A 26,421-nucleotide genomic window follows, 5' to 3' on the forward strand; every position below is an offset into this window, starting at 1 on the left:
TGACCCGGGCCACCCACCCCCACCTTCGAATGGCTCCCCCAGGCTCCTCCCGTACCATGGGAGGAGCCGTGGCGCGTCCCCGCCCGGCGGGCGTACGAGGACCGAGACGCTCTGCGACGCCTGACCCACGATCCTGAGAGAAGCGCAAGCCACTCATGCCCACGCGCCACGACATCCGCAATGTCGCCATCGTCGCCCACGTCGACCACGGCAAGACGACCATCGTCGACGCCATGCTCAAGCAGGCCGGCGCCTTCGCCGCCCACCAGCAGCTCGACGACCGGATGATGGACTCGAACGACCTGGAGCGTGAGAAGGGCATCACGATCCTCGCCAAGAACACGGCGGTGAAGTATCACCCCAAGGACGGCGGGGCCCCGATCACGATCAACATCATCGACACCCCCGGCCACGCCGACTTCGGCGGCGAGGTCGAGCGCGGTCTGTCGATGGTCGACGCCGTCGTCCTCCTGGTCGACGCCTCCGAGGGCCCGCTGCCGCAGACCCGCTTCGTGCTGCGCAAGGCACTGCAGGCCCGGATGCCGGTCATCCTCTGCATCAACAAGACGGACCGCCCGGACTCCCGGATCGACGAGGTCGTCAACGAGACCTACGACCTGTTCCTGGACCTGGACGCCGACGAGGACCAGATCGAGTTCCCGATCGTCTACGCCTGCGGTCGTGACGGCATCGCCTCGCTGACCAAGCCGGAGGACGGAACCGTCCCGGCGGACTCCACCAACCTGGAGCCCTTCTTCTCCACGATCCTGGAGCACGTCCCGGCCCCGACGTACGAGGAGGACGCGCCGCTCCAGGCCCACGTCACCAACCTCGACGCCGACAACTTCCTCGGCCGCATCGCGCTGCTCCGCGTCGAGCAGGGCGAACTGCGCAAGGGCCAGACGGTCGCGTGGATCAAGCGGGACGGCTCGATCCAGAACGTCCGCATCACCGAGCTGATGATGACCGAGGCGCTCACCCGCAAGCCGGCCGAGGTGGCGGGCCCCGGTGACATCTGCGCCGTCGCCGGCATCCCCGACATCATGATCGGCGAGACGCTGGCCGACCCGGAGAACCCGATCGCGCTGCCGCTGATCACGGTCGACGAGCCGGCCATCTCCATGGTGATCGGTACGAACACCTCGCCGCTGGTCGGCCGGGGCGGCACCGGCAAGGGCGCCGACGCCAAGGCCGCGGTCAAGGACCGCAAGGTCACGGCCCGCCAGGTGAAGGACCGCCTGGACCGCGAGCTGATCGGCAACGTCTCGCTCCGCGTCCTGGAGACCGAGCGCCCGGACGCCTGGGAGGTCCAGGGCCGTGGTGAGCTCGCGCTCGCCATCCTGGTCGAGCAGATGCGCCGCGAGGGCTTCGAGCTGACCATCGGCAAGCCGCAGGTCGTCACCAAGGAGGTCGACGGCAAGGTCCACGAGCCGGTCGAGCGCATGACGATCGACGTGCCCGAGGAGCACATGGGCGCCGTCACCCAGCTCATGGGCGTTCGCAAGGGCCGCATGGACAACATGTCGAACCACGGCTCCGGCTGGGTCCGCATGGAGTTCGTCGTTCCGTCCCGTGGCCTCATCGGCTTCCGTACGGAGTTCCTGACCCAGACCCGCGGCACCGGCATCGCCCACTCGATCCACGAGGGCCACGAGCCGTGGTTCGGCCCGCTGCAGACCCGGAACAACGGCTCCCTGGTCGCCGACCGCGCCGGCGCGGTCACCGCCTTCGCGATGACCAACCTGCAGGAGCGCGGCGTCCTCTTCGTGGAGCCGGGCACCGAGGTCTACGAGGGCATGATCGTCGGTGAGAACTCGCGCTCCGACGACATGGACGTGAACATCACCAAGGAGAAGAAGCTGACGAACATGCGTTCCTCGTCGGCCGACTCCTTCGAGGCCATCGTCCCGCCGCGCAAGCTCTCCCTGGAGCAGTCGCTGGAGTTCTGCCGCGACGACGAGTGCGTGGAGGTCACCCCGGAGGCCGTGCGCATCCGCAAGGTGAACCTCGACCAGCGCGAGCGTGCCCGCGCCGCCTCCCGCGCCAAGAACGGCTGACCTCTGATGTGACGTAGGTCACCGCCTCTTGACGGTGCATCAGCGAAGGGCCCGGTTTCCCGCCAGACATTGCGGGGAACCGGGCCCTTCGTCAAATCATTTGGCGAGGCCGGGTGTCCGGTAATCGATCGTCGCTCTCCGGAACGTGTGTTAACGGTCCGTTTCGGGGGTGTCTGTCTGTGCTCGCTTTGTCCGGATTTCGGTCTCATGGCCGGTCCTGATGTTGTCAAACCGAGACCACTTAAGTGTGGTTTACGGCCCTGACGTACTTAATAGTTGGCTCCATTGAGCTCGGGTCAATGGGTCACGCACTGTGGGGAGTGCCGACTCACGAGCACACTCGGGGTACATGAGTCCTCGCCGTCAGGGGTGTCGGCGAACTCGGGGTGCCCCTCTTGTAGTGACAAGTGGACTCATGAGGAGGAACCCATGCGCGGTGCCAAGAGCGCCAAGTGGGTAGCGGGTGCGATCGTCGTCGCCCTGGCGGCCACGGCCTGTGGCGGTGGCAATGGCGAGGACAAGGGCAAGAAGAACACCTCGGGCAAGCCCGAGGGCTACGTCTCGATCGACGTCGGCGAGCCGCAGAAGCCGCTGATCCCGGCCGACACCAACGAGAGCCTCGGCTCCTACGTCATCCAGTCGGTCTTCACCCAGCTGCTGGACTTCGACGCCAAGGGCGAGATCGTCTACACCAACGCCGAGTCCGTCTCGACGACCGACTCCAAGGTGTGGACCGTCAAGCTGAAGTCCGGCTGGAAGTTCCACAACGGCGAGGCCGTCACCGCGAAGTCCTACGTGGACGCCTGGAACTGGTACGCCAACGTCAAGAACAACCAGCAGAACGCCTTCTGGTTCTCGGACATCGCCGGCTACGACGAGGTCCACCCGGAGAAGGGCGAGCCGAAGGCCACCGCGATGTCGGGCCTCAAGGTCGTCGACGACACCACCTTCACGATCACGCTGAAGGACAAGGTGCCGTACTTCAACTACAAGCTCGGCTACGCGACGTTCGCGCCGCTCCCGAAGGTCTTCTACGACAACCCGAAGGCGTTCGGCCAGAAGCCGATCGGCAACGGCCCGTACAAGTTCGAGTCCTGGACCCACAAGAAGCTCATCCAGGTCGCGGCCTACGAGGACTACAAGGGTCCGAACAAGGCCAAGAACAAGGGCATCCAGTTCAAGAACTACGCCACCGTCGAGGCGGCGTACCAGGACGTCCTGTCCGGCAACCTGGACATCATCCGTCAGGTCGGCCCGACGGACCTGCCGAAGTACAAGCAGGACCTGGGCAACGGCGCCATCGAGCAGTCGTACGCGGCCATCCAGTCGCTGGTCCCGGCCTTCTACAGCAAGACCTTCAAGGACATCAACCCGAAGGTCCTGCAGGGTCTGTCCATGGCGATCGACCGTGACACGATCACCAAGACCGTCCTGAACAACACCCGTACCCCGGCGAAGAGCTTCACCCCGCCGTCGGTCAAGGGCAACCAGGACCTGGGCACGGACGTCTTCACGTACAACCCGGCCAAGGCCAAGCAGCTCGTCACCGAGGGCGGCGGCGTCCCGGAGAACAAGCTGTACATCCAGTACAACACCGACGGTGGCCACAAGGAGTGGGTGACCGCGGTCTGCGAGTCGATCCGCAAGGCCACCGGTGTGGACTGCATCCCGGACGCGAAGCCCGACTTCCCGACGGACCTCGAGGCGCGCGACAACAACCAGGTCAAGTCGATGTACCGCGGTGGTTGGGTTGCCGACTACCCGGTCAACGTCAACTTCCTGAAGGAGCTCTACCACTCCAAGGCGGAGAGCAACAACGGTCGCTTCAACGACCCGGAGATCGACGCGCTGATGGCGGCGGGCGACAAGGCCAACTCCCTCGACGAGTCGGTCAAGGCCTACCAGACGGTCGAGAAGAAGCTTCTCGAGAAGATGCCGGCCATCCCGCTCTGGTACTACCGCATCAACGGCGGCCACGGTAAGGGCGTCGACAACGTCCAGGTCGACTTCCACGGTGACCTCGAGCTGACCGGCGTCACCGTCAAGTAACCAGCCTGCGGGCCTCAACCCCCCACTCGGCCGTCATCCCGCCGCCGTCGGAGCTCCGACGGCGGCGGAGGTCAGGGGGCCGTCCGGCACGGGCGGCCCCCTGACCGTCGTTCACCCCTCACGGAGGCACCCATGGGGCGCTACGTCGCACGACGACTGCTCCAGATGATCCCGGTCTTCATCGGGTCAACCCTGCTGATCTTCTCGATGATGTACGTGCTGCCCGGCGACCCCGTGCGCGCGCTCGCCGGCGAACAGAACGTGGACCCGGCGCAGATCGCAGCTCTGAGAAGCGACCTCGGACTCGACAAGCCGCTGCTGGTGCAGTACGCGATCTATCTGGGCAATCTGCTCCAGGGTGACTTCGGCACCCAGATCGCCAGCGGTCTGCCCATCTCCGAAGTCATCGCGAACGCGTACCCGGTCACCATTCAGCTGACTCTGTTCGCGTTCACCTTCACGGTGGTCGCCGGCATCAGCCTCGGCGTGATCGCGGGCCTGAAGCCCGACACGCTGCGCGACCGCGGACTGCTGATTCTCACGCTGCTGCTGATCTCGGTCCCCTCGTTCGTCCTGGGCCGCATGTCCCAGTACTTCTTCGCGTTCGAGCTCGGCCTCGTCGAGCCCAACGTGTCGCTCGACGAGAACCTCAGCGAACTCCTGCTGCCCGCCTCGGTGCTGGCCGCGCTGTCGCTGGCCTACGTGGCCCGTCTGACGCGCACCTCCATCGCCGAGAACCTGCGCGCCGACTACATCCGCACCGCGGTCGCCAAGGGCCTGCCGCGCCGCCGGATCGTCAGCGTGCACCTGCTGCGCAACTCGATGATCCCGGTCGTCACCTTCCTCGGCACCGACCTCGGCACGCTCATGGCCGGCGCCGTCGTCACCGAGGGCATCTTCAACATCAAGGGCGTCGGCAGCCTCATCTTCGATGCGCTGCGGCACCGTGAGGGCGCGACGGTCGTCGGCGTCGTCACGCTGATCGTGCTCGTCTACCTCATCGCCAGCCTGCTCGTCGACCTGCTTTACGCGGTTCTGGACCCGAGGATCCGTTATGCCTGAGAAGATCGCAGAGACCGCGGAGGGCACCGTGGTCGCGACCGCGGAGGTCGTCGACGGCGTCACGGTGACCGAGGCGGGTCCGTCGCCCGCGAAGGCGCGCAGCCTCTGGTCCGACGCCTGGCACGACCTGCGGCGCAACCCGCTGTTCATCATCTCGTCGGTGCTGATCCTGCTGCTGGTCGTCATGGCCGCCGCTCCGGGTCTGTTCACCAGCGCCTCGCCGCGTGACGGCGACCTGGTGAACCACTACCTGCAGAAGCCCAACTGGGGCCACTTCTTCGCCCCCGACTGGTTCGGCTACGACATCCAGGGCCGCTCCATCTACGCCCGCGTCATCCACGGCGCCCGGGCGTCGATCACCGTCGGCATCACGGTCACCATCCTGGTCACCATCATCGGCGGCTTCCTCGGCATGCTGGCCGGCTACTACGGCGGCCTCATCGACAGCCTGCTGTCCCGGATCACCGACATCTTCTTCGGCATCCCGTTCCTGCTCGGCGCGATGGTCATCCTGACCAGCTTCGAGAAGCGCGAGGTCTGGGTCGTCATCCTGGCCCTGGCCTTCCTCGGCTGGACGCAGATCGCCCGTGTCGCCCGCGGCGCGGTGATCACCGTCAAGCAGGCCGACTACGTGGTGGCGGCCCGTGCGCTCGGCGCCTCCACCTCGCGGATCATGCTCAAGCACATCCTGCCCAACGCCCTCGCGCCGGTCATCGTCGTCGCGACGATCGCCCTCGGCGGTTACATCGGCGCCGAGGCGACGCTGTCCTTCCTCGGCATCGGTCTGGCCGAGCCGACGGTCTCGTGGGGCATCGACGTCTCCGACGGCTTCCAGCAGATCCGGAACGCTCCGTACGTCCTGATCATCCCGTCGATCATGGTGTCGATCACGGTGCTCTCGTTCCTCATGTTCGGCGATGCGGTGCGCAACGCCCTCGACCCCAAGCTGCGCTGAGGGAGGCGTACATGACCATCATCGACAGGACCGCGGACGTACCCGCGCCGCGTGACGCCTCCGACGGCGACGACCTGCTCCTTGAAGTCCGCGATCTGCACGTGGAGTTCCACACCCGCGACGGCGTGGCCAAGGCCGTCAACGGAGTGAACTACTCGGTCAAGGCCGGCGAGACGCTCGCCGTGCTCGGCGAGTCCGGCTCCGGCAAGTCCGTCACCGCGCAGGCCATCATGGGCATCCTCGACATGCCCCCCGGCCGCATCCCGCAGGGCGAGATCTTCTTCCGCGGCGAGGACATGCTCAAGATGTCCGCCGAGGAGCGCCGCCGCATCCGCGGCCGGAAGATCGCGATGATCTTCCAGGACGCGCTGTCCTCCCTCAACCCGGTGCTCTCCGTCGGCTACCAGCTCGGCGAGATGTTCCGGGTGCACCAGGGCCTCTCCAAGAAGGAGGCCAAGGCCAAGGCCATCGAGCTGATGGACAAGGTCAAGATCCCGGCCGCCGCGGCCCGGGTCTCGGACTACCCGCACCAGTTCTCCGGCGGTATGCGCCAGCGCATCATGATCGCCATGGCGCTGGCCCTGGAGCCGGACCTGATCATCGCGGACGAGCCGACCACCGCGCTCGACGTGACCGTGCAGGCCCAGGTCATGGACCTCCTCGCGGAGCTCCAGCAGGAATACAACATGGGTCTGATCCTGATCACCCACGACCTCGGCGTGGTCGCCGACGTCGCGGACAAGATCGCGGTCATGTACGCCGGCCGCATCGTCGAGACGGCGCCCGTGCACGAGCTGTACAAGCGCCCCGCGCACCCGTACACCCGGGGTCTGCTCGACTCGATCCCGCGCCTGGACCAGAAGGGCCAGGAGCTCTACGCGATCAAGGGCCTGCCGCCCAACCTGACGCGCATCCCCACCGGCTGCGCGTTCAACCCGCGCTGCCCGAAGGCGGACGACATCTGCCGTACGGAGATCCCGGCCCTGCACCCGGTGACCGAGCAGGACGGCACCGAGTTGCCCGGCCGCGGAAGCGCGTGCCACTTCTGGAAGGAGACGATCCATGGCTGAGCTCAGCAAGAAGGACGACGCCACGGACGAGACTCCGAACGTCACCGAGGTGCACACGGTCGACGCGCACGACGAGGCGGAGGCCGTGGCCGCCATCGAGGCGCCCGTCGAGCGGGGCGAGCCGATCCTCCAGGTGCGCAACCTGGTCAAGCACTTCCCGCTGACCCAGGGCATCCTCTTCAAGAAGCAGGTCGGCGCGGTCAAGGCCGTCGACGGGGTCTCCTTCGACCTGTACCAGGGCGAGACCCTGGGCATCGTGGGCGAGTCCGGCTGTGGCAAGTCCACCGTCGCCAAGCTCCTGATGAGCCTGGAGAAGGCCACCGCCGGTGAGGTCTTCTACAAGGGCCAGGACATCACCAAGCTGTCCGGCCGCGCGCTGAAGGCCGTGCGCCGCAACATCCAGATGGTGTTCCAGGACCCGTACACCTCGCTGAACCCGCGCATGACGGTCGGCGACATCATCGGGGAGACCTTCGACATCCACCCCGAGGTGGCCCCGAAGGGCGACCGCCGGCGCCGCGTGCAGGAGCTCCTGGACGTCGTCGGTCTGAACCCGGAGTACATCAACCGCTACCCGCACCAGTTCTCCGGCGGTCAGCGCCAGCGCATCGGCATCGCCCGCGGTCTCGCGCTCAACCCCGAGATCATCATCTGCGACGAGCCGGTGTCGGCGCTGGACGTGTCGGTCCAGGCGCAGGTGATCAACCTGATGGAGAAGCTGCAGGACGAGTTCAACCTGTCCTACGTCTTCATCGCGCACGACCTGTCGATCGTCCGGCACATCTCGGACCGGGTCGGCGTGATGTACCTCGGCAAGATGGCCGAGATCGGCACGGACGCGCAGATCTACGACCACCCGACGCACCCCTACACCCAGGCGCTGCTGTCGGCGGTCCCCGTCCCGGACCCGGAGGCCCGCGAGCACCGCGAGCGGATCATCCTCACCGGCGACGTCCCCTCGCCGGCCAACCCGCCGTCGGGCTGCCGCTTCCGCACCCGCTGCTGGAAGGCGCAGGACAAGTGCTCCACCGAGGTCCCGCTGCTGGCGGTCCCGGAGCGCTACCAGGGCCAGGACACCCCGGCCGCGCACGAGTCCGCGTGCCACTTCGCCGAGGAGAAGGACGTCGTGCACGCGGGCTGACCCGCGGTACGACGCCCCCGGCGGCCCGAGGCCCCGGCACCCGAGTGGGTGCCGGGGCCTTCGCGCGTCCGGGCGAGGCGGACGTGCACAGCGTGCGATATGGGGTGATATTGGGGCCTACGTGAGCATCAGGACACTCAGGAGGCACTCCATGCGCGGAGCCACGCACGCCAAGTGGGCCGCAGTGGCCACGGTCGTCGCCCTGGCGGCGACCGGCTGCGGCGGCGGGGGAGACGGCGGCGGTGGTGGCGGCGCCGAAGGGATCGTCAGCTCCTCCTGGGGCGACCCGCAGAACCCGCTGGAGCCGGCCAACACCAACGAGGTCCAGGGCGGCAAGGTGCTGTCCATGATCTTCCGCGGCCTCAAGCGCTACAACCCGAAGACGGGCGCGGCGGAGGACATGCTCGCCGAGAAGATCGAGACCACCGACTCGACCACCTTCACCATCACCGTCAAGGACGGCTGGACGTTCTCCAACGGCGAGAAGGTCACCGCCAAGTCCTTCGTGGACGCCTGGAACTACGGCGCGAACCTGAAGAACAACCAGCGCAACGCCTTCTTCTTCGCCCAGATCGAGGGCTACGACCAGGTCCACCCCGAGTCCGGCCAGCCCAAGGCCCAGACGATGTCCGGCCTCAAGCTCGTCAACGACAAGACCTTCACGGTGAAGCTCACCCAGAAGTTCTCCACCTGGCCCGACACCCTCGGCTACGCGGCCTTCGCCCCGCTGCCGAAAGCATTCTTCGACGACCATGACGCCTGGGTCGCCAAGCCCGTCGGCAACGGCCCGTACACCATCCAGTCCTACGCCAAGGGCTCCCAGATGGAGCTGCGCAAGTGGGACGCGTACCCCGGCCCCGACAAGGCCCAGAACGGCGGCGTCACCCTCAAGGTGTACACGGACAACAACACCGCCTACACCGACCTGACGGCCGGCAACCTCGACCTCGTCGACGACGTGCCCGCCTCCCAGCTGAAGAACGTCTCGGCCGACCTCGGCGACCGCTACATCAACCAGCCCGCCGGCATCATCCAGACCCTCGCCTTCCCCTTCTACGACCCGGCCTGGAACAAGCCCGGTCAGGAGAAGCTCCGCCAGGGCCTGTCGATGGCCATCGACCGCAAGCAGATCACCGAGACGATCTTCCAGAAGACCCGCACCCCCGCCACCGACTGGACCTCGCCGGTGCTCGGCGAGGACGGCGGCTACAGCAAGACGCTCTGCGGCAAGGCCTGCGAGTACGACGCGGCCGAGGCGAAGAAGCTGGTCGCCGAGGGGGGCGGCATCCCGGGCGGCACGATGAAGATCTCGTACAACGCCGACACCGGCTCCCACAAGGAGTGGGTGGACGCCGTCTGCAACTCCATCAACCGGGCCCTCGGCAACACCAAGGCCTGCGTCGGCAACCCCATCGGCACCTTCGCCGACTTCCGCAACCAGATCACCCAGTCCAAGATGCCGGGGCCGTTCCGGGCCGGCTGGCAGATGGACTACCCGCTGATCCAGAACTTCCTCCAGCCGCTGTACTACACCGGCGCCTCGTCCAACGACGGCAAGTGGACGAACAAGCAGTTCGACCAGCTGGTCGACCAGGCGAACGCCGAGACCGACATCAAGAAGGCCGTCGAGACCTTCCAGAAGGCCGAGGAGGTGCTGCGCGACCAGATGGGCGCCATCCCGCTCTGGTACCAGAACGGCAGCGCCGGCTACTCGGACCGGATCGAGAACGTGGCCCTGAACCCCTTCAGCGTCCCCGTCTACGACGAGATCAAGGTCAAGTGACGTCCATGCGGTGACGTACGGCCCGGCGAGGCATCCGCGCCGGGCCGTACGGCTTCCTCGAACCCCAGGAGCCCCTCATGGGTCGATATGTGATCCGGCGTCTGCTGCAGATGATCCCCGTCTTCGTCGGCGCCACGCTGCTGATCTTCCTCATGGTGAACGTGATGGGCGACCCCATCGCCGGCCTGTGCGGCGACCGCGCCTGCGACCCGGCGACCGCCGCCCAGCTGCGCAAGGAGTTCGGCCTCGACAAGCCGGTCTGGCAGCAATACCTGACCTACATGGGCAACCTCTTCACCGGCGACTTCGGCACCGCCTTCAACGGCCAGCCGGTCACCGAACTGATGGGGACGGCCTTCCCGGTGACCATCCGGCTCACCCTCGTCGCGATCTTCTTCGAGATCGTCATCGGCATCACGCTCGGCGTGATCACCGGTCTGCGCCGCGGCCGCCCCGTCGACACCGGCGTCCTGCTGCTCACCCTGGTCGTGCTGTCCGTGCCGACCTTCGTCACCGGTCTGCTGGTCCAGCTGCTGCTGGGCGTGAAGTGGGGCTGGATCTCCCCGGCGGTCTCCTCCGAGGCCCCCATCGACGAGCTGATCGTCCCCGGCCTGGTGCTCGCCTCCGTCTCCCTGGCGTACGTCACCCGGCTCACCCGTACCTCGATCGCCGAGAACAAGCGCGCCGACTACGTCCGCACCGCCGTCGCCAAGGGCCTGCCGCGTCGCCGGGTGATCACCAAGCACCTGCTGCGCAACAGCCTCATCCCGGTGGTCACGTTCATCGGCGCGGACGTCGGCGCGCTCATGGGCGGCGCCATCGTCACCGAGCGGATCTTCAACATCCACGGCGTCGGCTACCAGCTCTACCAGGGCATCGTCCGCCAGAGCACCCAGACCGTCGTCGGCTTCGTGACCGTCCTCGTCCTGGTGTTCCTGCTGGCCAACCTGCTCGTCGACCTCCTGTACGCCGTACTCGACCCGAGGATCCGCTATGCCTGAGCAGCCCGATCCCTACCACGACGAGGGGGCCGCCATCGCCGCGACGGGAGCCGGTGGCGCGACCGACCTCGCCATGGACGAGGCCGAGACCCTGGAGAAGACGCCGGGCGGCCCCGAAGGCACCGGCCCCGACAAGAAGCCCCGCTCGCTGTGGTCCGACGCCTGGCGGGACCTGCGCCGCAACCCGGTCTTCATCGTCTCCGGCCTGATCATCCTCTTCCTCGTCGTCATCTCGATCTGGCCCTCGCTGATCGCCTCCGGCGACCCGCTCGACTGCGACCTCGCCAAGGCGCAGGAGGGCTCCCAGCCCGGCCACCCCTTCGGCTTCAACGGCCAGGGCTGCGACGTCTACACCCGCACCGTCTACGGCGCCCGCACCTCCGTCGCCGTCGGCGTGCTCGCCACCCTCGGCGTGGCGGTCCTCGGCAGCGTCCTCGGCGGACTCGCCGGCTTCTTCGGCGGCGTCTGGGACTCGGTGCTCTCCCGGATCACCGACGTCTTCTTCGCCATCCCCGTCGTCCTCGGCGGCCTGGTGCTGCTGTCCGTGGTCACCAGCAACACGGTCTGGCCCGTCATCGGCTTCATGGTGCTGCTCGGCTGGCCGCAGATCTCCCGGATCGCCCGCGGCTCGGTCATCACCGCCAAGCAGAACGACTACGTGCAGGCCGCCCGCGCCCTCGGCGCCTCCAACTCCCGGATGCTGCTGCGGCACATCACGCCCAACGCCGTCGCCCCGGTCATCGTCGTCGCCACCATCGCGCTCGGCACGTACATCGCCCTGGAGGCGACCCTGTCCTACCTCGGCGTCGGACTGAAGCCGCCCTCCGTCTCCTGGGGCATCGACATCTCCTCGGCCTCGCAGTACATCCGCAACGCCCCGCACATGCTGCTCTGGCCGGCCGGCGCGCTCGCGATCACCGTGCTCGCCTTCATCATGCTCGGCGACGCGGTGCGCGACGCCCTCGACCCGAAGCTGAGGTAGCCGCCCATGCTGCTCGAAGTGCGCGACCTGCACGTGGAGTTCCACACCCGGGACGGCGTGGCCAAGGCGGTCAACGGCGTCAACTACGCGGTGGACGCGGGCGAGACCCTCGCCGTGCTCGGCGAGTCCGGCTCCGGCAAGTCCGTCACCGCCCAGGCCGTCATGGGCATCCTCGACATCCCGCCCGGGCGGATCACCGGCGGCGAGATCGTCTTCCAGGGGCAGGACCTGCTCACCCTCAAGGAGGACGAGCGTCGGAAGATCCGCGGCGCCAAGATGGCGATGATCTTCCAGGACGCGCTGTCCTCCCTCAACCCCGTCCTGACCGTCGGCGACCAGCTCGGCGAGATGTTCCGGGTGCACCGCGGGATGTCCCGCAAGGACGCCCGCGCCAAGGCCGTCGAACTGATGGACCGGGTCCGCATCCCCGCTGCCAAGGAACGCGTCGGCCAGTACCCGCACCAGTTCTCCGGCGGCATGCGCCAGCGCATCATGATCGCCATGGCGCTGGCCCTGGAGCCCGAGCTGATCATCGCCGACGAGCCGACCACCGCCCTGGACGTCACCGTGCAGGCCCAGGTGATGGACCTGCTCGCCGAGCTCCAGCGCGAGTACAACATGGGGCTCATCCTGATCACCCACGACCTCGGCGTGGTCGCCGACGTGGCCGACAAGATCGCCGTCATGTACGCGGGCCGGATCGTCGAACAGGCCCCCGTCCACGAGATCTACAAGGCGCCCGCCCACCCCTACACCCGGGGCCTGCTCGAATCGATCCCGCGCCTGGACCAGAAGGGCCAGGAGCTGTACGCGATCAAGGGCCTGCCGCCCAACCTGCTGGCCATCCCGCCGGGCTGCGCCTTCCACCCGCGCTGCCCGCTCGCCCAGGACGTCTGCCGGACCGACGAGCCGCCGCTGTACGAGGTGACCGAGTCGCCCGTGCCGCGCTCCAGCGCCTGCCACTTCTGGAAGGAGTGCCTGCATGGCTGAGCCGATCATCCAGGTCCGGGACCTGCACAAGCACTACCCGCTCACCCGCGGCGTCCTGTTCAAGAAGCAGGTCGGCGCGGTGAAGGCCGTCGACGGGGTCGACTTCGAACTGCACGCGGGGGAGACCCTCGGCATCGTCGGCGAGTCCGGCTGCGGGAAGTCGACGGTCGCGAAGATGCTGGTCAACCTGGAGCGGCCGACGTCCGGCTCGATCCTCTACAAGGGCGAGGACCTCACCAAGCTCTCCCCGCGGGCCCTGAAGGCCGTGCGCCGCAACATCCAGATGGTGTTCCAGGACCCGTACACCTCGCTGAACCCGCGCATGACCGTCGGCGACATCATCGGCGAGCCCTTCGACATCCACCCCGAGGTCGCCCCGAAGGGCGACCGCCGGCGCCGCGTGCAGGAACTGCTGGACGTCGTCGGCCTGAACCCGGAGTACATCAACCGCTACCCGCACCAGTTCTCCGGCGGCCAGCGCCAGCGCATCGGCATCGCCCGCGGCCTCGCGCTGCGGCCGGAGGTCATCGTCGCCGACGAACCGGTCTCCGCCCTCGACGTCTCCGTGCAGGCCCAGGTGATCAACCTCCTGGAGAAGCTGCAGGACGAGTTCGCCCTGTCGTACGTGTTCATCGCCCACGACCTGTCGATCGTCCGGCACATCTCCGACCGCGTCGGCGTGATGTACCTGGGCCGGATCGTGGAGATCGGCACGGGCACCGAGATCTACGAGCACCCCACGCACCCCTACACGCAGGCGCTGCTCTCCGCCGTCCCCGTGCCCGACCCGGAGGCGCGCGAGCACCGCGAGCGGATCATCCTCACCGGCGACGTGCCCTCCCCGGCGAACATCCCCTCCGGCTGCCGCTTCCGCACCCGCTGCTGGAAGGCCCAGAAGCGCTGCGAACTGGAGGTGCCCCTGCTCGCGGTGCCCGCCGTCTTCCGCGACACGCAGGGCCCGGCCGCGCACGACTCGGCCTGCCACTTCGCCGAGGAGAAGCACGTCGTCCCCGCGGAGGGCGAGCTCGGCTGAACCGGATTTACCCGCAGGCAACTCCGCCGACCCGGCTCCGATATACGGACCGGCCACGCTGTCGACGTGCGGCCGTGCGGGTGCCGTGGGCCGGCCGGAGCGCGCCAAGGCGCTCCGGCCGGCCGCCGCTCACAGCGAGCGCCTGAGGAAGTCCACCTGCAGCCGCAGCAGGTTCTCCGCGACCTGCTCCTGCGGGGTCATGTGCGTCACCCCCGTCAGCGGCAGCACCTCATGGGGCCGTCCGGCCGCCAGCAGGGCGGAGGACAGCAGCAGGGAATGGGCGACCACCACGTTGTCGTCCGCGAGCCCGTGGATGATCATCATCGGCCGGGCCGGCTCCCGCGCCTCCGTCAGCTCCCCGTCCCACACCAGCGAGTTCGCCCGGTACACCTCCGGCAGGTCCTGCGGCGTCCCGCCCTGGTACCGCTCCGTGTAGTGGGTGTCGTACAGCCGATGGTCCGTCACCGGCGCGCCGACCACCGCCGCGTGGAACACGTCCGGGCGCCGCAGCACCGCCATCGCCGCCAGGAACCCGCCGTACGACCAGCCCCGGATCGCCACCCGCCCCAGGTCCAGCGGGAACGAGCCGGCCAGCGACCGCAGCGCCTCGACCTGGTCCTCCAGGGTCTTCGACAGATCCCCGGCGATCTCCTTCTCCCACGCGGGCGACCGGCCCGGCGTGCCCCGCCCGTCCGCCACCACCACCGCGAAGCCCTGGTCCGCGAACCACTGCGAGGTGACGTGCGCGTTGTGCGCGGCCACCACCCGCTGCCCGTGCGGACCGCCGTACGGGTCCATGAGCACGGGGAGCGGTCCGTCACCTTCCTCGTAGCCGGAGGGGAGCAGGACGGCGCACGGAATCCGCCGTGCGCCCCCCTCCACGAGGCGCACCCGCGCCGAGATCAGCGGCTGCTCCGCCGACGAGGCGATCACCGCGAGCTCCCGCCCGTCCCGCAGCACCCGGGTCACGCTCCCGGGCACGTTCACCCGCGCGGAGGACAGCACCGTCACCGCGCCGCCTCGCACGGCCGAGTGAACTCCGGGCCCCTCGGACACCCGCTCCACGCCCAGCTCGTTCACCCGGTACACATGGGTCTCGCCCAGCTCCGGATCCTTCGCCTCCGCCCCGGCGGCGGCCGCGACCAGCACGTCGTTCGCGCCCACGTCCAGCACCGCCCGCAGCTGCAGCGAGGCGCCCGTCAGCGCCCGGTCCCCGACCGCCAGCACCCGCGCCCCACCCTCGTCCGCGATCCGCACGAGCCGCCCCTGCGGATCCCACGCCGGCGTCCCCGGATGCAGGTCCAGCCACACGGGATCCTCGTCCACGTGCACCGTCCGGGTCTCCCCGGTCGCCGCGTCCACCGCCAGATGCACCTGCGTCCGCTGGTCGCGCGCCTGCACCAGCAGCAGCGGCGGCCCGTCGGCCGACCAGTGCACCCGCGCCAGGTACGGGTACCGGGCCCGGTCCCACAGCACCTCCTCCCGGTCCCCGTCCAGCCCCACCAGGAACAGCCCCACGTCCGCGTTGGCCGTGCCCGCCGCCGGGTACGCCACGCGCTGCGGCTCCGCCTCCGGCCGCGCCGGATCCGCGATCCACCAGCGCGCCACCGGCGACTCGTCCACCCGCGCCACAAGCAGCCGGTCCGACTCCGGCGACCACCAGAACCCGCGGCCGCGCCCCATCTCCTCGGCCGCCACGAACTCCGCGAGCCCGTACGCCGTCTCCGCCTCCTCCGGCTCGGCCACCGCCCGGTCCCCGTCGCCGTCCGCGCCGACGACCCGCAGCGTCCCCCGCGCCACGTACGCCACGTGCCGCCCGTCCGGCGATGGCCGGGGGTCGATCACCGGACCCGGCACCGCCAGCTCGCGCGCCGTCCCGGCCCGCAGCTCCGCCGTGAACAGCCGCCCCGACAGCGCGAACGCCGCGAGCTCCACCGCCCGGTCCACCGCGTACGACACGATCCCCGCCGAGCCCTCCCGGCTCCGCTCCCGCCGCGCCCGCTCCTCGGCCGACAGCCGCTCCGCGGCACCGCCGAGCAGCTCCCGCGGATCGGCCGCCACCCGCTCGCGCGGCGCGGCCCCCTCCGCCAGGTCCAGGACCCACAGCAACTGCTCCCGATGCGTGCCGGACGACGACCGCAGGAACACCACCCGCTCCCCGTCGGGAGAGACGGTGAATCCGCGCGGGGCGCCCAGCGTGAACCTCTGCGTCCGGGCGTACTGGCGCGGGAACGACAGCGGGGCGGAAGTCTCGTTCGGAGAGGACTCGTTCGGAGAAGGCTCGTTCGTGGTCATGCGCCGAACCTAGCGGTGCGTGCGCCCCCCGTGCCCCCGTACACCGAAGGATGCATGGCCACCCACAGTTAGGATCGGTAGCGCTGGGTCCCGTTCCGATGGCTCCGATGACGTGTGGAGGTGAACCGCCGTGGCACTCTCGATCTCGGTGGTGCTGCTGCTGGGGATCGTCGTCTTCCTGCTGATCAAGAAATCAGGTCTCAAGGGGGGACACGCGGCGGTCTGCATGCTGCTCGGATTCTTTCTGGCGAGCTCCACGGTCGCCCCGACGATCAGCACCTTCACCACGAACGTGGCCAGCATGATCGGCGGCATCAAGTTCTGACCGGCCCTCTCGTAGGGTGGGGGGCATGACGGAACTCCCGGGCCGTCGTCTGCTCCTGGTGCACGCGCACCCGGACGACGAGTCGATCAACAACGGCGCCACCATGGCCAGGTACGCGGCGGAGGGCGCCGGGGTGACCCTGGTGACCTGCACCCTCGGCGAGGAGGGCGAGGTCATCCCGCCCGAGCTGGCGCACCTGGCCCCCGACCGGGAGGACCGGCTCGGCGAGCACCGCGTCGCCGAACTGGCCGCCGCGATGAAGGAGCTGGGGGTCACCGACCACCGCTTCCTCGGCGGCCCCGGCCGGTTCCGCGACTCCGGGATGATGGGCGTCGAGCAGAACCACCGACCCGGCGCCTTCTGGAACACCGACGTCGACGACGCCGCCCCGCACCTCGTCGAGGTGATCCGCGAGACCCGCCCGCAGGTCCTCGTCACCTACGACCCCGACGGCGGCTACGGGCACCCCGACCACATCCAGACCCACCGCGTCGCCATGCGCGCCGCCGACCTGGCCGCGGACCCCGCGTACCGCCCCGACCTCGGCCCCGCCCACACGATCGCCAAGATCTACTGGAACCGGGTGCCCCGCCCCGTCGCCGAGGCCGCCTTCGACCGACTCCGCGCCGAGGACCCCGGGTTCCCCGGCGTCGCCGAGGTGGACGACGTCCCCGGCGTCGTCGACGAGGCCCTGATCACCACCGAGATCGACGGCACGGCCTACGCCGCCCGCAAGGCCGCCGCGATGCGCGCCCACGCCACCCAGATCGCCGTCGAGGGCCCCTACTTCGCCCTCTCCAACAACCTCGGGCAGCCGCTCTTCACCACCGAGTACTACGAGTTGGTCAGGGGCGTCCCCGGCGCGCCGGCCGGCGCGCGCGAGACGGACCTGTTCGCGGGAGTCCACGCATGAGCACCCGGGCGGACGGCGGCGGCCGGGGCGCGCTCGGCACGGCCGGGCGCATCGCCGCGCACCTCCTCCTCGCCGTCCTCGGCTTCGTGGTCGGCATCGCCGGCGTCCTCGTCCAAGCCGCCTGGCTCCCGGCCGGGTTGTTCCTCGCGCTGCTCGCGACCGCCGCGCTCTTCTACGGCGGGGTCCGCGCCACGGGCAGTCAGTTCGCCGTCGCCGCCTCGGGCGTGGGCTGGCTGTATTCGATCGTCCTGCTGGGCGTCGGCCGCCCGGAAGGTGACGGTGCGTTCGCCGGCGCGCTGGGCGAAGCGGTCTATCTGCTGGGCGGACTCGCCCTGGCTGTGATCTGCGCCACGAAGTCAAGGGCTGTGGCCCGGACGTCCTGAACTCGCCTACTTCGTGCGTGACCTGCCCGGACTTCGGCCGGATTGCCCGGTCCCGTCGACCCGGCCGCCGGGTACGCGTCGGCCGCGGCCAGTATGGTGGTGCGCGCCGCCGAGCCGCCCGGGCACAGGTGCACCAGCAAGAGCGGGCGGCGGAGCCAACCGGGAGAGCCTGCTTTGAGTCGTGAAACTGGTCGAGAGACCGACACTTCGTCCTCCGGCGCCGCTCAGGGGCGTGGGGGAGCCGCGTACCCCTCCGGGACGCCGCCGTACGGATCCCGCCAGTATCCGTCGCTCCACCCCACGCAGGACGGCCCGGCCGACGCCGCCGACGGCGGCAGCCGGCCGCAGCAGCCGGACGAGCCCAGGACCGAGACCACGCTGACCACGCGCATCCGGATCAACATCCCGGGTTCGCGGCCGATCCCGCCGGTCGTCGTGCGCAAGCCGGTCTCCGAGGCGGAGAAGGCGCAGCGTGAGTCCGCCTCCGCACCGGAGCCCGCCGCCGCGCCGCCCGCGGAGCCCGAGGCGGCGGAGCCGCCGGCCCGCGACGAGGACAAGCCGACCAGCTCGTGGTTCGCCCCCCGCAAGAAGGCGGCCCCCGAGCCCGCCCCGACGCCGCCCGGCGCGAACGGGCAGCCCGGCTCGGCGTACGGCTCCGAGCCCGGCCCCGGCGCGAACGGCGGCCCGTCGTACGGCTCCGACTCCGGCCCCGGCGCGAACGGACAGCCCGGCCCGTCGTACGGCTCCGAGCCCGGAGCCCCGGCCGCGCCCGGCATGCCCGGCGGTGTCGCCGGCGGCCTCGGCGCGACGACCGGCGCCCCCGGCGGCACGCAGCGCCCCGACGCCTCCGGCCCCCGGGCCGGCCTCGGCGGCCCGGGCCTGCAGAAGCCCGGCGGCGCGCCCGCCGACCCCTTCGCCCCCGGCGTCGGACAGCCCGGCACGTCCGACCGCCCGACCCCGTCCCTCGGCCTGCGCCCGCCGGGCCTCCCCGGCCCGAGCGGACCCACCACCGGCGTCACCGGCACCGCCTCCCTCGGCGGCGGCGCGCCCGCGCCGCGCATGGCCGACGACACCTTCCAGCTGACCCCGATCACCGACGACACCCCGCCGCCCGCCCCGAGCGGCCACGTCTCCGGCGACACCCTGACCAGCGGCATCCCCGTCGTCACCCCGGAGAGCCGCGGCCCGAACCCGCTGGCCCCGCGCCTCGACGGCCCGGAGCCGATGCAGTTCTCGGCCCCCGACTACCCCGGCCCCGCCGGCCCGGCGACCCCCGCCCCCGCCCCGGCGCCCCGCCCGGCCGCCCCGGCCTCCGCCGCCCCGGCGAAGAAGGGCCGCTCCAAGCTGGCGATGGCCGCGTTCGGCCTCGTCGGCCTGGCGGGCGTCGCGTACGGCGCGGGCCTGCTGCTCAACCACTCCGAGGTGCCGAAGGGCACCACGGTCCTCGGCGTGGACATCGGCGGCGGCACCAAGGAGGAGGCCGTCGGCAAGCTCGACGCCGCCTTCGGCGCCCGCGCCGTGAAGCCGCTGCAGCTGGCCGTCGAGGGCCGCACGCAGCAGCTCGCCCCGGACAAGGCCGGACTGAGCCTGGACAGCCAGACCACCGTCCGCAACGCGGCCGGCACCGACTACAACCCGGTCTCCGTCATCGGCTCCCTCTTCGGCGGCGTCCGCGAGGCCGACCCGGTCATCCCGGTCGACGAGGAGAAGCTGGCCGTGGCCCTCGCGGACCTCGCCGGCACCTCGGGCTCCGTCAAGGAGGGCACGATCAAGTTCGAGCCCAACCGCGCGGTCGCCGTACCGGGCAAGGCGGGCAAGGGTCTGGACGTGGCGCGCTCGGTCGTCTCCGTCAAGGACGCGTACCGGGCGCAGGTCGAGACCGGCAAGTCCAACGTGGTCGAGCTCCCGGTCACCACCGTCGAGCCCACGATCACCCAGGCCGAGCTGGACCGGGCGATGAAGGAGTTCGCCAAGCCCGCGATGTCCGGCCTGATCACGATCAAGGCGGGCCCGAAGAAGATCGACTTCGGCCCGGCCCGCTCGCTGCCGAAGATCCTGTCCATGAAGGCCGTCGACGGCCGCCTGGTCGAGGTCTACGACAAGAAGGCCATCGACGAGCTCCTGGACGGCGTCTTCGACGGCATCATGATCACGAAGGCGGACGGCAAGAAGCACCAGGTCTCCGCCGACGACGTGGCCTTCGTGATGAAGGACGCGCTGCTGGGCAAGACCAAGGCCGAGCGGACGAAGACGATCGACCTCGACGGCAACGGCTGACCCGCCCTCGCGTACGACGCGCCCGCCCTCGACCTCAGGGTCGGAGGCGGGCGCGTCGCCGTACGGAGCCCGTCACCTAGGCGCGAGCAGCCCGCCGCCGTCGGTGCGCCAGGACCGGCGCGGTGACGGCCAGGGCGAGCAGCACGCCGGCGACGACGAGATGCCCCGTCGTCCGGCCCTGCGTGAGCGTGCCGAGCCCGCAGACCACGCCCCCGGCGGCCACGCCCAGGGCGGGCGGCCACCGGTCGGCGGTCAGGCCCGTGACGACCACGAAGTACGCGGGCATCGCCGCGAGGAAGAACACCCAGCCCCGCAGCTCGTACCCGTCGGCGGCCACGCAGCCGCCCCGGGGCCCGCGCTCGCAGCCGCCCTCGACGTACCCCAGGAGCCCCCACGTCAGGGCCGCCATGACGACGACCACCAGGGGAACCCACCAGGCCCGCGACCAGTTCTCCTCGTCCAGCGACCACTTGCGCGGCCCCGCACGTCCGTCCGCCATGCCCACCCCCACGTCGACGTCCGCCGTGATCATAGGCGTCCGCCGGGGCGGGAGGCCGGGGCAGATCGGTCAGCCGGGCGGTGCGGGGGCGTCCTTCGTCCGCTCCGGCTTCACCGGTTCCGGATCGTTCGGCCACGGCATGACCTCGGCCTCGGCCTCCGCCGCGGCGATCGCCGCGTCCAGGTCGGAGAAGGCCGCCGCCACGCGCTCCAGCCGGGCGGCTTCCTTGCGGCCGGCCAGGGCGAGGAACGCCGAGACCCCGAGACCGTTCTCCTTGGCCACGTTGCGGATCAGTTCCGCATCCTCCGGATCAAGGCTGATCGAGATGTGCGTCTTGGCCATACAGCCAGCGTACTGCCGCCCTCAGCGCGCCAGACTGGCCCGCAGCAGCGCCACTCCGCGCAGCGCCGCGGCCGCCGCCGGAGGCGTCGCCACGGCGGCCCGCTCGCTGCGGCAGTCGCGGCACAGCACCTCGTCGCCGACGGGCGTGAACAGCAGCGGCTGGATGTGCCCGCCGCCCTCGCACTCCCGCATCGAGGCCACCCGTGGCGGCCGCGGCGGCTCCGGCGCGACCGGTACGGGCGCGACCTCGCGCAGCACGTACCGCAGCAGGCCGCCGGGCCGGTGGATCACCGTGTCCCGCCCCGGCAGGCAGCGCCGGACCTCCTCCCGTACGGACTCGGCGCTGTGCCCTCCCTCCAGCCAGCGCCCCACGAGCCGCACCAGCTCGGGAACCATCCCCCGCGGCACCCGCAGCCGCGGGTCCAGCGCGGTCACCGCGTCCAGGACGCGGCGTGCCTCGGGGGCGGGATGGTTGGAGGTGTTCTCAAGGGTGTTCTTGGGATAGTCGCCGACCGACCGGTCCTCTGGATCACCGACAGCCAGGGTGCGGGCAGCCGGAGAGGCGGGTGTCGGGGGAGCGGGGGGAGCCGGGGGAGTGGGTGGGGCGGGCGGCGCGGGGGGTGTGGGCGGCGCGGGAGGAGCCGGGGGCTCCGGGGGTTCGCCCCCGTTCCTCTTCGCCTCCTGGACGGCCCGGGCCACGACGGCCTCCTCCGGCGACAGCGGCACGTTGGACGCGAGCTGGACGGTCTGCCACCGCCCCCGCGCGCCCTGTTCGCGCCACTCGTGGACGTAACCGGCTTCCTTCAGCTGCTTCTTGGCCCGGGTGAACGCGGAGTTCTTCACCCCCGCCCGTTCGGCGGTCTTCCACAGGGGTTCGTACACGCCCTCGGGAAGCGAGAGCTGCCAGACGAGAAGCCGCACGGCTTCGGCGTTGAGCCGAGGGTGGCGGACGATGTCGTGCGGGATCTGGATGAACCGCGCAGCCGGCGCGGTAGCATGCGGAAGCATTTCGGGTGCCCCTTTACGACACTCGGAGTGAAGGCCCTCGACGTCGGTTGCAGCCGCGTCGGGGGCCGATTTGTGCTCACCGTACAGCAACTTCCGTGTTCGCGTGGTCACTTCATGTGACGGCCGCTTCATCACCACGTGCCTCCGTACCGTTCCTGCTTCATGCGAAGCCAGTGCTCGATGACCTCGGTCTCCGCCTGCGAGGCTTTCCGCAGGTCGGCGGCCTTGAATGGTCGCGACGAAGTGCACGAACCGCACCCGCCGCAGCTCGCCGTCCACACCGATGACCTTGCCGGGTCCGTACACGTCCGTCCCGGTGTGAGCGACGAAGTCACCCTGTTCCATGGATTCGGCTCCTTTCGCTTTCTGTACCGAACCGGCTACAGACTGAGACGAACGGCGCTACGCTCGGTAGGGGGTCGCGTGTGACAACGCAGAAGTCACAAAGGGGTGGGGCGCGATGGCGATCGAGGACAACCCGGAAACCCGCCGCAAGTACGGCGAGGAACTCCGCCGCCGCCGCGAGGCGGCCGGCCTCACGCAGGAGCAGCTGAGCGAGATCACGATCATCTCGCGCACCCACATCGCCCACATGGAAGCGGGCCGCCGCCGCCCGAGCGTCGACGACGCCAGACGCCTGGACAAGGCGCTGGGCCCCGACGACTTCTTCGAGCGCTTCCTGCCGACCCTGGACGGCAAGGCGGTGGCGGAACACTTCGCGGAGGCGCTGGAGTTCGAGGGCGTGGCGACGGTGATCCGCGAGTACGCGCCGAAGATGGTTCCCGGCATCGTCCAGACAGAGGCGTACGCGAGGGAAGTGCTGAGTTCGGGCTCGTCGCCCAAGAGTGACGAGGAACGTGACAAGCTCCTTGTCACACGCCTGGAGCGAGCCAGAATCCTAGGGAATTTCGACTCCCCCGTGGTCTGGATCCTGTTGGACGAGGCGGTCGTACGGCGTCACGTCGGCGGGCCTGCTGTGATGTGCGAACAGCTCCGTCACATCCTCGCGCTCGGGGAGAGCCGCCGGATTCGCGTGCACGTCCTGCCGTTCTCGGTCGGCTACCACGCCCTGTTGGAGGGCGAGGTCAAGCTGATGTGGTTTGAGGACATGCCGCCAATCGCCTACGTCGAGGGTCTCAAGTCCGGCCGTGTCTGGGAGACTCCGTCCGTAGTACGGGAATGTCAGCTGGCCTACGATCATGCTCTCGGCGACGCGCTCTCCCATCGCGAGTCGCTTGCCCTGATCAGGTCCGCAGCGGAGGTTTACGAGCATGCAGCACGTCACGACCAGCATCCCTGACGCTTCGGTCCTTCCCGCATGGCGCAAGTCCTCCTACAGCGGTGGGAACAGCGGTGACTGTCTCGAAGTCAGCGACGCCTGGCGCAAGTCGTCGTACAGCGGAGGCGAAAGCGGCGCGTGCCTCGAAGTGAACGACGCCGCCTGCCCCGCCCACGTCCCCGTCCGGGACAGCAAGAACCCCACCGGTCCCGCGCTGCTGATCGGCGTCGCCGCGTGGGCGCCGTTCGTGGACGCGGTCAAGCGGGACGGGTTCGCGGCGCTGTGACGATCGAGAGGCCGGGGCGGCCGGGGGACCTGCCGCCCGCCGAACTGCTGTGGGCGCGGTGGGGTCTGATCGCCGTGCTGGAGGCGACGAGCGCCAAGGAGACCGAGCGGTACCCCGTCGGCGTCTGGATCGACGACGAGGGACTGCACCTCGACGACTGCGGCTGCACGTGGTGGACGTTCTCGCGGCTCGGCGACGGGCGGTACGTGCTGTACGGCGAGGACGAGTCGAGCGGCGTGAAGTGGTACGAGCCGGAGATCGACATGCTGGCCGGCGGCCCGGACTGGCTCCCGTACGAGGAGCTGCGCGACCGGCTGAAGGGCAACGAGCTGGGCTGCGTGTACTGGTACGAGAACGGGTCCTGGGCCCGGGCGGCGTACCCGGACGACCTGGACGACGACGGCCTGGACTGCGGGATGAGCCGCTTCGTGGAGCGCGCGGAGCTGCAGTTGATGATGTTCGACTGCGTCGGGAAGGGCGAGGGCCCCGGCCCCGAGGAGCTGGTGCACGCCGCCGAGGCGGGCGCGCTCACCCCGGACCTGCTGGAGCGCCTGGGCGGCCGCCGGGACGGCGAACCGCGCGACCTCCCGGCGATGCGCCGCGCACTGGCCCGCGTACGGGCATGAGCCCGTCGAGGCGTCCCCGTGGACGCTGGGACATCTTTCGAAGACTGGAGGACATTCAGCGGCTCGTTCGATCTTCCTAATGTGGACGCAGACGAGGGGCGCTCGCCCCGATTCCACGACTGCAAAAGGGAGTTCACCATGCGTGCTGTCATCCAGAAGTCCTTCGGCGGCCCCGAGGTCCTCCAGCTCGCCGAGACCGACAAGCCCGCCCCGCTCGGCGGCGAGGTCCTCGTCCGCGTGCACGCGAGCGGCGTCAACCCGGTCGACGTGGCGGTGCGCTCCGGCGACTACCCGCTGCTCGGCGAGCCGCCGTTCGGGGTGGGCTGGGACATCTCCGGTGTCGTCGAGGAGGTCGGACCCGGTGCCCGGTTCAAGGTGGGCGACGAGGTCTTCGGCATGCCGTTCTTCCCGCGCGCCGCCACCGGCTACGCCGAGTACGTGGCCGTGCCCTCGCGGCAGGTGGCCCGCAAGCCCGCGACGCTCGACCACGTGCAGGCCGCCGCCGTGCCGCTCGCCGCCCTCACGGCCTGGCAGGGCCTGGTCGACGCGGCGGGGGTCGCCGAGGGGCAGCGGGTGCTGGTCCACCGGGCGGCCGGTGGTGTCGGGCACTTCGCGGTGCAGATCGCCAAGGCGCGCGGGGCGCACGTCATAGCGCTGACGAGCGCGGCGAACCACGATTTCGTCCGCGACCTCGGGGCGGACGAGATCATCGACTACCGCACCACCGACTACACCGAAGCGGTCAAGGACGTCGACGTCGTCTTCGACTCCAGCTCCGAGGGCGAGCGCGCGCTGAGCGTCCTGAAGCCCGGCGGCACCCTGGTGAGCATCATGGAGCACTGGAACACCGAGCTCGCCGCCCGCGTCGAGAAGGAGGACCGCCGCTTCGCCGGGATCTCGGTCGAGCCGGACTACGCCTCCTTGGAGGCGATCGCGGCCCTGATCGACGCCGGCCGCATCCGCCCGCACGTCTCCGCGACGCTCCCGCTGGAAGACGCGGCGAAGGCCCATGAGCTGGTCGGTTCGGGCCGCACGCGCGGCAAGGTCGTCCTGACCGTGGCCTGAGCGGGGCGGGTTAGAGTGCGGCGGAGGACGATCGGGGAAAGCCGGGAAGAGGGGCGGGAGTTGGACATCCTCACCGAGGTGCTGGCCTCGATGCGCACCGGTCGGCCCGTGTCCGTCCGGACCACCGGACGGGCGCCCTTCGGGCTGCGGCTGCCCCCGGTGGCCGGCGCGGGGTTCCATGTGGTGCTGTCGGGTACGTGCTGGCTCGTCCCGCTGGAGGACGCGGCGCCGCAGCCGTCCCTCCCGCTGGGTCCGGGCGACGTGGTCTTCCTGCGGGACGGGCGCGGGCACATCCTGGCCGACCATCCCGACACCCCGGCCGAGGTCGAGCGGGAGTCCCAGTTCAGTCCGGGCTCCCCGCTCGGCACGGTCACCGTCGGCGGCGACGGCCCCCGCACCAACCTGCTGTGCGGGAACTACCACCTCGACCAGGCCCGCCCGCACCCTCTCGTACGGCAGTTGCCGGAGATCATCCACCTGCCCGCGGACCCTCTCCGGCACCCCGAACTCGCCGCTGCCATACAGCTGTTGCGCACCGAGCTGGAACAGCCGCGGCCCGGCTCGGCCGGCATCGTGCCCGCGCTGATCGACTCGCTGCTCCTGTACATCCTGCGCGCCTGGCTGGAGGAACGTCCGGCCGTGCAGGCCAAGGGCTGGGCCGCCGCGCTCGGGGACACGGCGGTCGCGCCGGCCCTGGCGGCGATCCACGCGAAGCCGGACGCCCAGTGGACCGTGGAGTCGCTGGCCGACCGAGCGGGCCTGTCCCGTGCGGCTTTCGCCCGCCGGTTCAACGACCTGGTCGGCGAGCCGCCCATGGCGTACCTGACCCGCTGGCGCATGACGACCGCCGCACGGCTCCTGCGGGAGTCCGAGGCCCCCTTGTCCACCGTGGCCGCGCGCACCGGTTACGGCTCCGAGTACGCCTTCGCCAAGGCCTTCAAGCGCGAGTACGGGCAGGCCCCGGGCGGTTACCGCCGCGAGGTGCGCGCGGCCTGACGGC

At 70.2% G+C, this 26,421-nt stretch carries 24 protein-coding genes; 20 read left to right on the plus strand and 4 right to left on the minus strand.

The features are described 5' to 3' along the window. The first annotated feature begins 155 nt into the window (after nucleotides 1–155). The 11 genes from typA to ACNJ93_RS20915 all read left to right on the plus strand — a co-directional run bounded on the left by typA (nucleotide 156) and on the right by ACNJ93_RS20915 (nucleotide 14,123). The gene (gene typA, locus ACNJ93_RS20865) at nucleotides 156–2,057 is read left to right on the plus strand and encodes a translational GTPase TypA (RefSeq protein WP_418958935.1); all 1,902 of its coding nucleotides are present in this window, start codon (nucleotides 156–158) and stop codon (nucleotides 2,055–2,057) included. Between the two features lie 429 nt (nucleotides 2,058–2,486). Next, nucleotides 2,487–4,106: a peptide ABC transporter substrate-binding protein gene (locus ACNJ93_RS20870; protein ID WP_418958936.1), complete on the plus strand. Its 1,620-nt coding sequence runs from the start codon at nucleotides 2,487–2,489 to the stop codon at nucleotides 4,104–4,106. Between the two features lie 132 nt (nucleotides 4,107–4,238). After that, nucleotides 4,239–5,168 carry an ABC transporter permease gene (locus ACNJ93_RS20875; RefSeq protein ID WP_418958937.1) on the plus strand — a complete coding sequence of 310 codons (930 nt, stop codon included), beginning with the start codon at nucleotides 4,239–4,241 and terminating at the stop codon, nucleotides 5,166–5,168. After that, complete coding sequence (locus tag ACNJ93_RS20880) at nucleotides 5,161–6,123, plus strand: ABC transporter permease (RefSeq protein WP_418958938.1); 963 nt, start codon at nucleotides 5,161–5,163, stop codon at nucleotides 6,121–6,123. The genes ACNJ93_RS20875 and ACNJ93_RS20880 overlap by 8 nt, the downstream gene beginning before the upstream one ends. 11 nt (nucleotides 6,124–6,134) lie before the next feature. Next, nucleotides 6,135–7,193, plus strand: coding sequence for an ABC transporter ATP-binding protein (locus ACNJ93_RS20885; protein WP_418958939.1), 1,059 nt, complete (start codon nucleotides 6,135–6,137; stop codon nucleotides 7,191–7,193). Continuing rightward, on the plus strand, nucleotides 7,186–8,334 hold the full coding sequence (locus ACNJ93_RS20890; RefSeq protein WP_418958940.1) for an ABC transporter ATP-binding protein: 1,149 nt from the start codon (nucleotides 7,186–7,188) through the stop codon (nucleotides 8,332–8,334). Before ACNJ93_RS20885 ends, ACNJ93_RS20890 begins: the two co-directional genes overlap by 8 nt. A gap of 151 nt (nucleotides 8,335–8,485) precedes the next feature. Beyond that, on the plus strand, nucleotides 8,486–10,117 hold the full coding sequence (locus ACNJ93_RS20895) for a peptide ABC transporter substrate-binding protein (protein WP_418958941.1): 1,632 nt from the start codon (nucleotides 8,486–8,488) through the stop codon (nucleotides 10,115–10,117). A 77-nt stretch (nucleotides 10,118–10,194) separates the two neighbouring features. Next, on the plus strand, nucleotides 10,195–11,118 hold the full coding sequence (locus tag ACNJ93_RS20900; RefSeq protein ID WP_418958942.1) for an ABC transporter permease: 924 nt from the start codon (nucleotides 10,195–10,197) through the stop codon (nucleotides 11,116–11,118). Next, nucleotides 11,111–12,100 (plus strand): ABC transporter permease, encoded by a 990-nt coding sequence (locus tag ACNJ93_RS20905; RefSeq protein WP_418958943.1) that lies wholly within the window; start codon nucleotides 11,111–11,113, stop codon nucleotides 12,098–12,100. Before ACNJ93_RS20900 ends, ACNJ93_RS20905 begins: the two co-directional genes overlap by 8 nt. A gap of 6 nt (nucleotides 12,101–12,106) precedes the next feature. Continuing rightward, nucleotides 12,107–13,090: an ABC transporter ATP-binding protein gene (locus ACNJ93_RS20910; protein ID WP_418958944.1), complete on the plus strand. Its 984-nt coding sequence runs from the start codon at nucleotides 12,107–12,109 to the stop codon at nucleotides 13,088–13,090. After that, on the plus strand, nucleotides 13,083–14,123 hold the full coding sequence (locus ACNJ93_RS20915) for an ABC transporter ATP-binding protein (RefSeq protein ID WP_418958945.1): 1,041 nt from the start codon (nucleotides 13,083–13,085) through the stop codon (nucleotides 14,121–14,123). The genes ACNJ93_RS20910 and ACNJ93_RS20915 overlap by 8 nt, the downstream gene beginning before the upstream one ends. Before the next feature lie 129 nt (nucleotides 14,124–14,252). Here ACNJ93_RS20915 and ACNJ93_RS20920 read toward each other — a convergent pair whose 3' ends face one another. Beyond that, the gene (locus tag ACNJ93_RS20920) at nucleotides 14,253–16,418 is read right to left on the minus strand and encodes a prolyl oligopeptidase family serine peptidase (protein ID WP_418958946.1); all 2,166 of its coding nucleotides are present in this window, start codon (nucleotides 16,416–16,418) and stop codon (nucleotides 14,253–14,255) included. Nucleotides 16,419–16,548: 130 nt separating this feature from the next. Here ACNJ93_RS20920 and ACNJ93_RS20925 point away from each other — a divergent pair, with 130 nt between their 5' ends. The 4 genes from ACNJ93_RS20925 (at nucleotide 16,549) to ACNJ93_RS20940 (ending at nucleotide 20,316) form a co-directional block, all read left to right on the plus strand. Then, nucleotides 16,549–16,743, plus strand: coding sequence for a hypothetical protein (locus ACNJ93_RS20925; protein WP_418958947.1), 195 nt, complete (start codon nucleotides 16,549–16,551; stop codon nucleotides 16,741–16,743). A gap of 25 nt (nucleotides 16,744–16,768) precedes the next feature. Further along, nucleotides 16,769–17,656, plus strand: coding sequence for an N-acetyl-1-D-myo-inositol-2-amino-2-deoxy-alpha-D-glucopyranoside deacetylase (gene mshB, locus ACNJ93_RS20930; RefSeq protein ID WP_418958948.1), 888 nt, complete (start codon nucleotides 16,769–16,771; stop codon nucleotides 17,654–17,656). Continuing rightward, the gene (locus tag ACNJ93_RS20935; RefSeq protein ID WP_418958949.1) at nucleotides 17,653–18,039 is read left to right on the plus strand and encodes a DUF6113 family protein; all 387 of its coding nucleotides are present in this window, start codon (nucleotides 17,653–17,655) and stop codon (nucleotides 18,037–18,039) included. Before mshB ends, ACNJ93_RS20935 begins: the two co-directional genes overlap by 4 nt. Before the next feature lie 174 nt (nucleotides 18,040–18,213). Further along, nucleotides 18,214–20,316 carry a hypothetical protein gene (locus tag ACNJ93_RS20940; RefSeq protein WP_418958950.1) on the plus strand — a complete coding sequence of 701 codons (2,103 nt, stop codon included), beginning with the start codon at nucleotides 18,214–18,216 and terminating at the stop codon, nucleotides 20,314–20,316. Nucleotides 20,317–20,392: 76 nt separating this feature from the next. On the opposite strand, the gene ACNJ93_RS20945 is transcribed toward ACNJ93_RS20940, so the two are convergent. Genes ACNJ93_RS20945 through ACNJ93_RS20955 form a run of 3 tightly spaced genes read right to left on the minus strand, consistent with a single transcriptional unit; the run spans nucleotide 20,393 to nucleotide 22,165 of the window. Beyond that, entirely contained in the window at nucleotides 20,393–20,848 is a 456-nt protein-coding gene (locus ACNJ93_RS20945) for a hypothetical protein (protein ID WP_418958951.1), read from the minus strand. A gap of 36 nt (nucleotides 20,849–20,884) precedes the next feature. Beyond that, on the minus strand, nucleotides 20,885–21,157 hold the full coding sequence (locus tag ACNJ93_RS20950; RefSeq protein WP_418958952.1) for a hypothetical protein: 273 nt from the start codon (nucleotides 21,155–21,157) through the stop codon (nucleotides 20,885–20,887). A gap of 21 nt (nucleotides 21,158–21,178) precedes the next feature. Next, nucleotides 21,179–22,165 carry a hypothetical protein gene (locus tag ACNJ93_RS20955; protein ID WP_418958953.1) on the minus strand — a complete coding sequence of 329 codons (987 nt, stop codon included), beginning with the start codon at nucleotides 22,163–22,165 and terminating at the stop codon, nucleotides 21,179–21,181. A gap of 460 nt (nucleotides 22,166–22,625) precedes the next feature. Here ACNJ93_RS20955 and ACNJ93_RS20960 point away from each other — a divergent pair, with 460 nt between their 5' ends. From ACNJ93_RS20960 to ACNJ93_RS20980, 5 genes are all read left to right on the plus strand, one after another. Further along, on the plus strand, nucleotides 22,626–23,465 hold the full coding sequence (locus tag ACNJ93_RS20960; RefSeq protein ID WP_418958954.1) for a helix-turn-helix domain-containing protein: 840 nt from the start codon (nucleotides 22,626–22,628) through the stop codon (nucleotides 23,463–23,465). Then, nucleotides 23,437–23,730 carry a DUF397 domain-containing protein gene (locus ACNJ93_RS20965; RefSeq protein WP_418958955.1) on the plus strand — a complete coding sequence of 98 codons (294 nt, stop codon included), beginning with the start codon at nucleotides 23,437–23,439 and terminating at the stop codon, nucleotides 23,728–23,730. The genes ACNJ93_RS20960 and ACNJ93_RS20965 overlap by 29 nt, the downstream gene beginning before the upstream one ends. Further along, a complete protein-coding gene (locus tag ACNJ93_RS20970) occupies nucleotides 23,727–24,356 on the plus strand; it encodes a hypothetical protein (protein ID WP_418958956.1) in 630 nt (209 codons plus the stop codon). Before ACNJ93_RS20965 ends, ACNJ93_RS20970 begins: the two co-directional genes overlap by 4 nt. A gap of 138 nt (nucleotides 24,357–24,494) precedes the next feature. After that, nucleotides 24,495–25,421 (plus strand): NADP-dependent oxidoreductase, encoded by a 927-nt coding sequence (locus tag ACNJ93_RS20975; protein WP_418958957.1) that lies wholly within the window; start codon nucleotides 24,495–24,497, stop codon nucleotides 25,419–25,421. A gap of 60 nt (nucleotides 25,422–25,481) precedes the next feature. After that, nucleotides 25,482–26,417, plus strand: a complete 936-nt coding sequence (locus tag ACNJ93_RS20980; protein WP_418958958.1) for an AraC family transcriptional regulator — start codon at nucleotides 25,482–25,484, stop codon at nucleotides 26,415–26,417. Nucleotides 26,418–26,421 lie beyond the last annotated feature (4 nt).

It is taken from the genome of Streptomyces tritici, assembly GCF_048500665.1.
Lineage (GTDB): Bacteria > Actinomycetota > Actinomycetes > Streptomycetales > Streptomycetaceae > Streptomyces > Streptomyces tritici.

Excerpts from the sequence above, each read along its gene's own strand:
- ACNJ93_RS20955 (WP_418958953.1), bottom strand. The coding sequence starts at position 22,165 with ATGCTTCCGCATGCTACCGCGCCGGCTGCGCGGTTCATCCAGATCCCG.
- ACNJ93_RS20890 (WP_418958940.1), top strand. The coding sequence starts at position 7,186 with ATGGCTGAGCTCAGCAAGAAGGACGACGCCACGGACGAGACTCCGAAC.
- ACNJ93_RS20880 (WP_418958938.1), top strand. The coding sequence starts at position 5,161 with ATGCCTGAGAAGATCGCAGAGACCGCGGAGGGCACCGTGGTCGCGACC.
- ACNJ93_RS20945 (WP_418958951.1), bottom strand. The coding sequence starts at position 20,848 with ATGATCACGGCGGACGTCGACGTGGGGGTGGGCATGGCGGACGGACGT.
- ACNJ93_RS20960 (WP_418958954.1), top strand. The coding sequence starts at position 22,626 with ATGGCGATCGAGGACAACCCGGAAACCCGCCGCAAGTACGGCGAGGAA.
- ACNJ93_RS20975 (WP_418958957.1), top strand. The coding sequence starts at position 24,495 with ATGCGTGCTGTCATCCAGAAGTCCTTCGGCGGCCCCGAGGTCCTCCAG.
- ACNJ93_RS20910 (WP_418958944.1), top strand. The coding sequence starts at position 12,107 with ATGCTGCTCGAAGTGCGCGACCTGCACGTGGAGTTCCACACCCGGGAC.
- ACNJ93_RS20900 (WP_418958942.1), top strand. The coding sequence starts at position 10,195 with ATGGGTCGATATGTGATCCGGCGTCTGCTGCAGATGATCCCCGTCTTC.
- ACNJ93_RS20950 (WP_418958952.1), bottom strand. The coding sequence starts at position 21,157 with ATGGCCAAGACGCACATCTCGATCAGCCTTGATCCGGAGGATGCGGAA.
- ACNJ93_RS20885 (WP_418958939.1), top strand. The coding sequence starts at position 6,135 with ATGACCATCATCGACAGGACCGCGGACGTACCCGCGCCGCGTGACGCC.
- ACNJ93_RS20870 (WP_418958936.1), top strand. The coding sequence starts at position 2,487 with ATGCGCGGTGCCAAGAGCGCCAAGTGGGTAGCGGGTGCGATCGTCGTC.
- ACNJ93_RS20965 (WP_418958955.1), top strand. The coding sequence starts at position 23,437 with ATGCAGCACGTCACGACCAGCATCCCTGACGCTTCGGTCCTTCCCGCA.
- ACNJ93_RS20895 (WP_418958941.1), top strand. The coding sequence starts at position 8,486 with ATGCGCGGAGCCACGCACGCCAAGTGGGCCGCAGTGGCCACGGTCGTC.
- ACNJ93_RS20935 (WP_418958949.1), top strand. The coding sequence starts at position 17,653 with ATGAGCACCCGGGCGGACGGCGGCGGCCGGGGCGCGCTCGGCACGGCC.
- ACNJ93_RS20915 (WP_418958945.1), top strand. The coding sequence starts at position 13,083 with ATGGCTGAGCCGATCATCCAGGTCCGGGACCTGCACAAGCACTACCCG.
- ACNJ93_RS20905 (WP_418958943.1), top strand. The coding sequence starts at position 11,111 with ATGCCTGAGCAGCCCGATCCCTACCACGACGAGGGGGCCGCCATCGCC.
- typA (WP_418958935.1), top strand. The coding sequence starts at position 156 with ATGCCCACGCGCCACGACATCCGCAATGTCGCCATCGTCGCCCACGTC.
- ACNJ93_RS20920 (WP_418958946.1), bottom strand. The coding sequence starts at position 16,418 with ATGACCACGAACGAGCCTTCTCCGAACGAGTCCTCTCCGAACGAGACT.
- ACNJ93_RS20875 (WP_418958937.1), top strand. The coding sequence starts at position 4,239 with ATGGGGCGCTACGTCGCACGACGACTGCTCCAGATGATCCCGGTCTTC.
- mshB (WP_418958948.1), top strand. The coding sequence starts at position 16,769 with ATGACGGAACTCCCGGGCCGTCGTCTGCTCCTGGTGCACGCGCACCCG.